The sequence below is a fragment of the Acinetobacter sp. UBA3025 genome, from assembly GCF_002367915.1.
Classification (GTDB): Bacteria; Pseudomonadota; Gammaproteobacteria; order Pseudomonadales; family Moraxellaceae; genus Acinetobacter.
The window spans coordinates 1-10573 of record NZ_DFDO01000244.1; the positions used below are offsets into that span (position 1 = coordinate 1).

Sequence of the window (10573 nt, forward strand, 5' to 3'; positions counted from 1 at the left end):
TTTAAATATGCCAGAGTAGTCATCATATTTATTCGGTTTACAAAATCCCTTACTAATTTTTTCTCCCATAAAAAAGCAGAGTCCATACCCTGCTTTTTAAATCTTGAGTTTGGATTTAGCTTACTCGTTCGAAATTATCATCATTTTCGGCTTCATCCGGCTCAATCTGGATGAATGGAATCATATTGTGTGCCATCCGTGCCTTATTGCACTGGGCATCAGCGATCTGAACTTCTTTACAGGATGAGCTACGTAGTTCGTACATGCCACAACTCACCTGTTCGCCAATGGTACCTTCGAGTGCTATACAGCGTGGATTTTTCTGATTGGTTCCCGCCATGCATGAATAGACGGAAGTGACAGGCTCAGTATAGTGCTCAGGCATGGGAATCCCCTCTGCCCAATAAAATGAAACCCTGAAATAGGCGCAACATGCGCCACAACTTAAACATGCATCTTGTGTAGGAACTTGAGACAACATTTCTTATAAATTCTCGTCATCAAAAAAGTTTTTTTGCAGGCGGAAAATATAAAAAATGTTGTTTTTCTACTCAAGGAAAAATTTAAAATTTTCTTGAACTATTCAGGACAGGTAAAAACAGTTTCATCCATTAAATCAGTGCCACATTCTAGTGTTTCAATCCAGTCCAGGAACTGGTTAATCTGCTCTTTACCCACAAATGGTGTCCCATGTTGTGGCACAATCATGTCTACATCCATGGTACGTACCATTTGTACCCATAAACGAATCACCTTGTTATTGCACATGTAGCGCTGGTGAAATCCTTTCATTTTCGGAATGTGCGCCGCAAAATTTTCCAGTGGTTTTGAAGCATCCTCGACCATTGATGCCCCCATATCACCAGAAAACAGGATCTTAGCAATGGGGTCATAAAACTGGAAATTACCGACTGAATGTAAAAAGTGCGCTGGAATGGCAATAATACTGGATTGACCGAGTGGAACGATCTGACCATGATCCGGCAATTCAACCAGACGATCCAGCCAGTTACCTTTCATACGGTCACTCATAAAGGCTGAATTCAGATGTGGCAAGAATCGCGCCCAGAGCTTGGAAGCCACGACTTTGGCTTCGGTATAGACCAGCCAGCGCGGCATAGACGTAATAATGTCCGGATCTTGATGCGATGCCATCACATAATCCAGATTGCTCAACCGGGTATAGCGGTTCAGTTCCATGGTCAACGGTACATAGGTTAAATCACCACCCGGATCAAGTACTGCAGCACGCTCATTGTCTAAAATCAGAAATTGGTTTGCCTGGACACCTTCACCTTTAACGAGACTGGTAAAACTAATACATTTATGTGTCCCATTATCAAACAAGACTTGCGATGTGGTGCGCTCGAAGGCCATCAGTAATCCCCAATTTTATTCGTTTAGGATGGTTTTTCTATAGGCATATAACATATAGGGAATTAAATGAACTTACAATCAATAAAACTGGATATATCACTTTATTTATCAGTAAATTGAGCACAATTTCACAATAAAAAATCCCGAGTTTTTAGCTCAGGATTTATACGAAATTGATTTTTATTTTTAAAATAAATAATGTTGTGCCAAGGTGCCTATACCGATGATCAAGAAAATACTGGCGCCAATTTTATGAATCAGACCGATGGGCAGTTTATTCGCCAGTTTATCACCGATAAATACCGCAGGTGCATTGGCAATCATCATTCCGACGGTGGTTCCCATCATCACCCAAAGCACACTGTCAAAACGTGCAGCCAGTGCCACTGTCGCAATCTGGGTTTTATCGCCAATTTCAGCCAGGAAGAACAGTACAAAAGTCGCCCCAAACACGCCGTACTTTTGCCATTTATTGATACTGTCGTTTTCATCCCCTAATTCATCCGGAATCAGCATCCAGATTGCCATCCCAATAAAACCGACTGACACAATCCACAGCAGAATTTCTGGCCCAATAACGGTAGTGACCCATTGCCCCAGAGCTGCTGAAAGACCATGGTTAATCAGGGTTGCCAGTAAAATTGCAATTAAAATCGGTGTCGGTTTGCGGAAACGTGCTGCAAGAAGCAAAGCCAGTAACTGGGTTTTATCACCCATTTCGGCAAGTGCAACGATGGCCGTGGAAAGCAGGAATTCGTACATGCGGTCTTTCTCTGGCTGGCATTTTCTACCGATGATTCACCCTTCCCGCCAGCCAAAATCTGCAGAATGGTAAATCAAAGGTCTTGCCAACAAAAGAAAGCTTCGAGAAGCTTATTTGGTTCTTTGCTATGATGACCATGCCCTGTTGAGCAAATATGTTGACCATCACCCTTCTGCTTTGCGCAAAAGGCGGCTACTCCCCAATGAAGTGCGCCCATTATAGCCAAGCGTGTTTATATTTACAAATTGTCATATAAAAAAACCCTGCCGGAGCAGGGTTTTTATTTTCATACATTCATGAATCAGATCAAGAGTGTACGAATATCCTTTAACAGCTTGGTCAGCTTATTGGTAAAGCGTGCAGCATCGGCACCATTAATTACGCGATGGTCATAAGACAGTGACAGTGGCAGCATCAAACGTGGATCAAAGCCCTCCCCATTCCATACCGGTTGCATGGTCGCAGGAGAAATACCCAAGATCGCCACTTGCGGCCAGTTCACCAACGGCGTAAATGCTGTACCGCCAATTGAGCCTAAGCTGGTGATGGTAAAGTTCGCACCTTGCAGATCTTTAGGTGATAATTTCTTGTCACGCGCTTTCTGGCTTAACTCACCGAGCTCAATAGCGATCTTCTTGATCGACTTCTGGTCCGGGTTACGTAATACAGGAACAGTCAGACCATCTGGCGTCGCAACCGCAATGCCCATATGGATCTCATTCCGTAGCAATACCGATTTACCGTCATCAGACAGGTGACCGGCAAACTCACGCTCTTCTTTGAGCAGATAAGCTACAGCCTTGATAATGAAAGCCATGATGGTCAGGCCAATACCTTCTTTTTTGAAGTTGCCTTTCAGCTCATTACGCCAAGCTTCCAGCTCAGTGATATCGGCTGCATCAAACTGGGTCACTTGTGGGATGTAGTTATTTAACGATAACTGCGGAATCGAAACCTGTTGCAGACGCGTCAAGGCTTTCTCTTCTACCCCACCAAAAGCACTGAAATCAGGTAGTTTTGGCAAGCCAGCAGGAGCTGTAGCTGCAACCGGTGCGGTTGTTGTTTGCGGTGCAGTCAGACGATCTTTCACATATGCAAACACATCTTCTTTCATTAATCGTTCATGCGGACCAGAAGCTTTCACTTCTGCCAATACCACACCCAGTTCACGAGCCAGTTTACGCACAGCAGGACCAGCATAAACTTTGGCATTGGCAGCGTTCTGCTCTTTGGTGAGCTTGTCTGCACTATGCGTTTCAGGTGTCGCAGCAGGTTCAGCTTTTGGAGCTGTGGCTGGTGCAGGCGTAGCTTTGACTGCAGGTGCTTCTGATTTTTCCGCTGGAGCTGCAGCAGGTGATGCTTGTCCTTCAGCTTTAATCGTAATCAGTGCCACACCTTCAGAAACACTCTGGCCCAGCTCAACATGAATCGCCTTAATCACTCCGGCAGTCGTGCTCGGCACTTCTACTGTCGCTTTATCCGATTCGACCACGATGATACTCTGGTCTTTCTCCACCGTATCACCGACCTGTACCAGAATTTCTGCTACAGCAGCCTTGTCTACACCCAAGTCAGGTACTTTTACTTCAATATCGCCTGCAGGGGATGCCGCCTGTTGTGACGCTGTTTCAGTTTTGGCTTCAGGTGTTGCTTGAGCTTTCGGCTTTTCTGCCGCTTGAGGCGCTGCTTGCTCAGCAGCTGGTGCCGAATCTGCAGTTTTCACTGTCAGAATCAGCACTCCTTCTTTGACTGAATCACCTTCCTGAATATGAATCGCTTCCACAGTACCTGCAACCGTACTTGGTACTTCAACTGTTGCTTTATCCGATTCAACCACGACCAGGCTTTGATCCACCTCAACTTCATCGCCAACCTGAACCAGAATTTCACCCACCAGGGCTTTTTCTACGCCAATATCCGGCAATTTCACTTCTACAGTAGATGTAGAAACCGATTGAGAGGACTGTTCACTTTGGCTAGAGGCTTTAGGCTGATGTGTCGCCACTTCCTGCAGAATTTCCTCATCAGGCAATTCAGTTGGGGTATTTTCCGAAGTTTTGTCAGCAGCATCAGCTTCCTGACTTTCTACCGTACCGGCATCATCTTCAGCCTGCAGTTCAATCAGGACAGTACCTTCAGATACTTCATCACCCTGATTAATCAGAATATTTTTGACCACACCTGCTGAAGTGCTTGGCACTTCAACAGAGGCTTTATCCGATTCCAGCAGCACAATACTCTCATCTACAGAAATGGTATCGCCCACCTTCACCAGGATTTCTGCCACAGTTGCCTTATCTACACCAATATCTGGAGTCGTAATTTGCATGATTAGTTCTCCTCTTTGTAGTCAGCAACAGCATGCAGTTCCGGGGTCGCCTGTGGCGCCCAAGCCACCGGACGATCAGTATCTAACTCAAAGCTAGAGATCGCATCTTTCACTAAACGTGCATCGACTTCACCTTCATCTGCCAGCTTCTTCAAGGTTGCTACGACAATATGTGCAGCATCGACACCAAAGTAGCTACGCAGGTTGCCACGGGTATCTGAACGGCCATAACCATCGGTACCCAAGGCTACGAATGGACGGCTATCTGGAAGATAGGCACGGATCTGTTCGCTATAGGCACGCATGTGATCGGTAGCCGATACCACAATACCGTCCTTGTCACGTAACTGCTGAGACACCCATGGCTCTTTCGCTTCTTCAGCCAGTGGATGCAGGCGGTTATATTCTTCACATGCCATACCATCGCGAGCGAGTTCGTTAAAGCTGGTCACGCTCCAGACATTGGCATGAATCTGATATTCCTCACGCAGGATTTTTGCGGCCTTGATCACTTCACGCAGAATCACGCCTGAACCCATCAACTGAACCGTCGCTTTTTCGTCTTCTTCCAGCAGATACATACCACGCTTGATGCCTTCTTCTGCACCTTGCGGCATTGGCGGATGTTCGTAGTTTTCATTCATCAGGGTCAGATAATAGAACACACGCTCCTGATTCACATACATACGTTGCAGACCATCATGCACGATCACGGCAAGCTCATAGCCAAAGCACGGGTCATAAGAGACACAGTTCGGAATGGTATTGGCCAGAATATGCGAATGACCATCCTGATGCTGCAAGCCCTCACCATTTAAGGTAGTACGGCCAGCGGTTGCACCCAGCAAGAAACCTTGCGCCTGTGCATCACCTGCTGCCCAGGCAATATCGCCAATACGCTGGAAGCCGAACATTGAGTAGTACATGTACATTGGGATCATTGGCAGGTTATTGGTTGAATAACTGGTCGCCAACGCCGCCCATGCACTCATTGCACCGGCTTCGTTAATCCCTTCCTGTAGCATATGACCGTCTTTGGCTTCACGGTAATGCATCAACTGTTCTTGGTCTTCAGGGGTATATTGTTGACCATGCGCTGCATAGATCCCCAATTGACGGAACATCCCTTCCAGACCAAAGGTACGCGCTTCATCTGGCACGATCGGTACCACACGGTCCTTGATTGCTTTCTCTTTTAATAAGGCAGAGATGAGACGGACCATGACCATGGTGGTGGACTGTTCTTTACCGTTTGAACCTTTGAGCACAGCATCAAAAACAGAGAGCTCAGGAATCGGTAAAGATTCGCTTTCTTTGCGACGTGCCGGCAGATAACCACCCAGTGCCTCACGGCGTGCCTTCATATATTTAATTTCAGGCGAGTTTTCACTTGGACGGTAGAATGGAATTTCTTCCAGTTGTTCATCAGTAAATGGCAAGTTGAAACGGTTACGTACGTATTTCAATGATTCCAGCTGCATTTTCTTGATTTGGTGGGTCTTGTTCACCGCTTCAATTTCATCAGACAGACCATAACCTTTTACTGTTTTCGCCAGAATGACCGTTGGCTGACCTTTGGCCTTAGTCGCTTCTGCATAGGCAGCAAAGACTTTATACGGGTCATGACCACCACGGTTCAGATTATCGATATCTTCATCGCTCAGGTCTTTAACCAAAGCTTCTGCTTCTGGATATTTACCAAAGAAATGTGCGCGTGCATAAGCACCACCTTTCACCTGATAGCGCTGGTAATCACCATCTACTGCTTCTTCCATAATCGCTTTGAGTGCACCAGATTTGTCTTTATCCAGTAGCGGATCCCAATGACGACCCCAGACAACTTTAATCACGCGCCAGCCAGCACCACGGAATAATGACTCAAGTTCCTGAATGATCTTGCCATTACCACGTACCGGACCATCTAAACGCTGCAAGTTACAGTTCACCACCCAGATCAGGTTATCCAGCTTCTCACGACCCGCCAGTGAAATCGCACCCAGGCTTTCCGGCTCATCCATTTCGCCATCGCCCAGATAAGCCCAGACTTTACGGTCTTCTTCCTTAATCAGGCCACGGTTCATCAGATACTTCTGAATATGCGCCTGATAGATCGACATGATTGGACCCAGACCCATCGATACCGTCGGGAACTGCCAGTAGTCTGGCATCAAGTAAGGATGAGGATAAGAAGGCAAGCCTTTGCCGCCGACTTCACGACGGAAATTATTCAGATGCTCTTCAGTTAAGCGGCCTTCTAAAAATGAGCGGGCATAAATACCCGGTGCACAGTGACCTTGATAGTAAATCAGGTCGCCACCGAAGCTGTCGTTATTGGCACGGAAGAAATGGTTAAAACCCACATCATATAAAGTGGCAGATGAAGCAAAGCTGGCCAAGTGACCACCCAGGTCATCACCGGTTTTATTTGCGCGAAGCACCATTGCCAAAGCATTCCAGCGAATCAGCGCGCGAATACGGCGCTCCATATCCTGGTCGCCCGGCATCGCAGGTTGTTCTTCTACAGAAATAGTGTTTAAGTAGGGAGTATTTAAACGCTGAATAGGAACATGTTTGGCAATTGCGCGTTGATAAAGTTTTTCAAGTAAAAAGGCGGCGCGCTCGGTTCCCATGTGCTGCAAAACAGAGTCAAAAGCGTCTTGCCATTCTTGGGTTTCTTGAGCGTCGGTATCTCCATAAAACGCCATAATCTACAGTTCCTGAAAGCCAAATTGATCACTTATATGTATCATATTTACGGCTTATGCAGGTATGGCCTTGGCTGAATGCGGTTCTGGAGTACTATTTATTATCTAAATATCCATTGACACTTTATTACACAAGGTAACAAAAAGAAGTCAATAATGGCGATTTTTTATACGACAGTTATAATTCTCAGTGATAATATAAGATCTAAAAGCAATTAGACCGAACTCCTTCTCTACTCCCTGGAAGAAATGTTCAGCCTAATTGCCTTAAAAGTGGTTTGATTGATTTTTTATGAGTATCAAGTATCAGACGTATTAAAGTATTTCAGTTATTTTGAGCAAAGCTACGCTTTACGCTTAAGGCAGCATTGCTAAATAAGTTGAAGGATTTTTACGTTGACCATCTTTTACAACTTCATAGTGTAGATGAGGACCAGTACAACGACCTGTACAACCCACATTCGCAATATGATCACCAGCTTGCACCTGATCTCCCACACGTGCAATCAAGCGTGAAGCATGGGCATAACGAGTAAGGTATCCATTACCATGGTTAATTTCGACATACTGACCATAACCTGTACCCCAACCCGATTTGGTTACGATACCAGGACCAGTTGCGTAGATCGGTGTACCGCTTGCAGCAGCCAAGTCTAGACCTGAGTGATTTTCAGCACGGCCACCCATTGTACGGCCGCCAAAATTTGAGCTGACACGCTTCATGTCGGGTAATGGATGAGCTACTAACCATGAATAAGGGTTATTTGAAGATGCAACTTTGCTGGATGAAGAATTGCCATATTTTTGAGCAATGGTCTGATTATTCAGTTCAACCGGTTTTTCACGTAGCTGAACATTTAATTTGGTTTGTGCGGGAATATCAATATCTTCAGGATGGGTATAAGAACCCTGCGATAAAGTACGTGTTAACTGCTCAAGACGGTCAGGTGTAGCATCTTGTTGATTCAGATCCACTAAATCTGCAAAAGCTACTGAAGCAGCTGAAACCGAAATAGAAAATGCCAATAGGATACGTCGCATAGGCATATGCATAAAAAACCTCTCTAAACTGCTAATCGAGTTTCTTGAAGATCTCTTCCTTGATATCCACTTTAAGAAGCGCATAAGATTAAGACATAAACATGTAGGAATTATGTATGTCGGAACCTGTCAACGTCTTTCAAAAAACAAGAAAACAGATAAAAACAGGAAACTTTTCGTTTCTCTCATCACAAGTTTCTGCATGGCAGAAGCTTACGAAACTCGTACAACCGCTATTGCCTCAACCCGAACAATGGCAAGTTGCCTGCTATCAAAATGGTGTGTTAACGATTACTGGTGAAAACCAAGCCATGATTTCTCAATTGGCTTATCTTCAAAAGCAATACATCTCACAACTCTCTCAAATAAACGAATTAAAAGATCTCACTAAAATCCAGGTTTGCTTAAGGAATCCATCCCCTGTTCAACCGGTTCCAGAAAAATCTGAAAGAGCCTTGAGTCCAGAAACACAGGAATTACTTCGCGGTGCTGCTGACTTTATAAGCGACCCTAAGCTTAGCCAAGCTTTACTACGTTTGGCAAGCAATAAAAAGTAACATTGCAATGAGATGTAATAAATTCCAATGTTGTTTTTATGTGACAGGTGTCACATTAGATGCAGCTAAGTTATAACACAAAGACACAAAGACAAGGACTTATGTCACAGTTACATAACTAATTGGACATTGAGTTACGTCATCAAATGTTACAATTTCATAGCTGCTTGGGTCACTTTTCACGTTACGCAATAGTTGATTATTCAAAGCATGCCCTGATTTGTAACCATCAAATTTGGCAATGATCTGGTGGCCTAGCAGGTATAAATCACCTACTGCGTCCAGAATCTTGTGACGTACAAACTCATCCGAGAAACGCAAACCTTCTTCATTGACCACGCCGGTTTCATCTACACCGATGGCATTTTCCAAGCTTGCACCCAAAGCCAGATTATTGGCTTTCAAGTAGTCAAGGTCTTTCATAAAGCCAAATGTACGCGCTTCACTGACTTCATAAACAAAGGTTTCTGTAGAAAAATCGATGCTGGCAGACTGATGTTCTTTTTTGAAGGCAGGATGATCAAAATCAATAGTGAAATTTAGCTGAAAGCCGTCATGTGGGCTGAAAATCGCCCGTTTATCATCGATCAGGGCTTCAACAGGTTTAATAATTTTAATAAATTTCTTTGGTGCATCTAGTTCTTGCAAGCCGCCCTGCATGAGCAGATAAATGAAAGGTCCGGCACTGCCATCCATAATGGGAACTTCTGAAGCTGACACTTCAATAATCAGGTTATCAATGCCCAGTCCCGCAATGGCGCTCATCACATGCTCAATCGTACCCACTTTGGCATTTGACTGAACCAGATTCGAACACATGAAAGCTTCCTGAATCAATAAGGCATCCGCAGGAATATCGACAGGTGGATCCAGATCAATACGACGAAACACAATGCCCCCATCGGCGTGGTGTGGCACAAAGTTAATCATAACCTTCTGCCCACTATGAAGACCGATTCCGCTCGCTTTCACGATACGTTGCAGGGTACGTTGTTTCAACATGCTTTTTATCATCTGTTCACCAATAAAACCGCTATACGTTAGCATATTTGGCCATTGATAAAAAACAAAAGGTGGCTCTAAAGCCACCTTTTCTGTGCAATCATCGTAAACACATGCTGTTACATATTACTTACGCTGTTGATTTTTAAGATAATCCTGGATGCTCATAGGCGTTGGACGCGGACTAGAAACTGAAGCTGCAGGATTAGCTGCTGTACCTGCTTCATTTTGCTGGCGCTGAATTGCTGGAACATCATCATCTTCAACTACTGCCTGTGATGATGATGGACGTGCTGCCTGTACATTCGCGCGTTTAGTTGGCTCAACCGAATCTGCAGCATGGCGAGTCAAACCAGTCGCAATCACCGTTACGCTGATTTCATCACGTGCATCCGGATCAAATACTGTACCGTAGAAGACCTGACCTTCGTCCAGATCCACGATCTGGTTTACAACATCAGTAATTTCTTCAATTTCACCGAAGGTTACGTCATCACCACCCGTCACGTTAATCAGAATACCTTTGGCATTCATGATGGTGACGTTATCCAGTAATGGGCTGCGAATCGCCTGCTCTGCTGCCTGACGTGCACGGTTTTCACCACGACCCAAGCCTACACCCATCATGGCATAACCACGTGTACTCATTGCAGTTTTCAGATCGGCGAAGTCAAGGTTGATATGACCTGGACGTACCACGAGATCAAAGATACTGCGTACTGCATTTAACAGAACGTCATCCGCCTTCTTGTAAGCATCTTTCATCGAGATGTCACGGAACACTTTTAGCAGGCGCTGG

The 10573-nt window shown here is 45.0% G+C and carries 9 protein-coding genes and 1 riboswitch; of the genes, 1 reads left to right on the top strand and 8 read right to left on the bottom strand.

What is annotated here, in order from left to right:
• Window positions 1–115: 115 nt before the first annotated feature.
• The 6 genes from B4J23_RS10380 to B4J23_RS10405 form a co-directional block, all read right to left on the bottom strand.
• Complete coding sequence (locus tag B4J23_RS10380) at window positions 116–481, bottom strand: YkgJ family cysteine cluster protein (RefSeq protein WP_291360483.1); 366 nt, start codon at window positions 479–481, stop codon at window positions 116–118.
• Window positions 482–579: 98 nt separating this feature from the next.
• Window positions 580–1377 carry an MBL fold metallo-hydrolase gene (locus tag B4J23_RS10385; RefSeq protein WP_291360485.1) on the bottom strand — a complete coding sequence of 266 codons (798 nt, stop codon included), beginning with the start codon at window positions 1375–1377 and terminating at the stop codon, window positions 580–582.
• Between the two features lie 186 nt (window positions 1378–1563).
• The gene (locus B4J23_RS10390) at window positions 1564–2139 is read right to left on the bottom strand and encodes a TMEM165/GDT1 family protein (RefSeq protein WP_125279169.1); all 576 of its coding nucleotides are present in this window, start codon (window positions 2137–2139) and stop codon (window positions 1564–1566) included.
• A gap of 72 nt (window positions 2140–2211) precedes the next feature.
• A riboswitch (yybP-ykoY riboswitch) is annotated at window positions 2212–2353 on the bottom strand.
• An 88-nt stretch (window positions 2354–2441) separates the two neighbouring features.
• On the bottom strand, window positions 2442–4469 hold the full coding sequence (locus B4J23_RS10395; protein WP_291360487.1) for a 2-oxo acid dehydrogenase subunit E2: 2028 nt from the start codon (window positions 4467–4469) through the stop codon (window positions 2442–2444).
• A gap of 2 nt (window positions 4470–4471) precedes the next feature.
• The gene (aceE, locus tag B4J23_RS10400) at window positions 4472–7174 is read right to left on the bottom strand and encodes a pyruvate dehydrogenase (acetyl-transferring), homodimeric type (protein WP_180011097.1); all 2703 of its coding nucleotides are present in this window, start codon (window positions 7172–7174) and stop codon (window positions 4472–4474) included.
• Between the two features lie 357 nt (window positions 7175–7531).
• Window positions 7532–8221 (bottom strand): M23 family metallopeptidase, encoded by a 690-nt coding sequence (locus B4J23_RS10405; RefSeq protein WP_034170247.1) that lies wholly within the window; start codon window positions 8219–8221, stop codon window positions 7532–7534.
• Between the two features lie 110 nt (window positions 8222–8331).
• On the opposite strand from B4J23_RS10405, the gene B4J23_RS10410 reads away from it, so the two are divergent.
• On the top strand, window positions 8332–8772 hold the full coding sequence (locus tag B4J23_RS10410; protein ID WP_004781492.1) for a DciA family protein: 441 nt from the start codon (window positions 8332–8334) through the stop codon (window positions 8770–8772).
• A 99-nt stretch (window positions 8773–8871) separates the two neighbouring features.
• Here the strand turns inward: B4J23_RS10410 and lpxC are convergent, their stop codons facing one another.
• Both lpxC and B4J23_RS10420 read right to left on the bottom strand, forming a co-directional pair.
• Window positions 8872–9774, bottom strand: coding sequence for a UDP-3-O-acyl-N-acetylglucosamine deacetylase (gene lpxC, locus B4J23_RS10415; protein WP_034170289.1), 903 nt, complete (start codon window positions 9772–9774; stop codon window positions 8872–8874).
• Window positions 9775–9900: 126 nt separating this feature from the next.
• Window positions 9901–10573: cell division protein FtsZ (locus B4J23_RS10420; RefSeq protein ID WP_414631572.1), on the bottom strand; the 673-nt coding region annotated here is incomplete at its 5' end.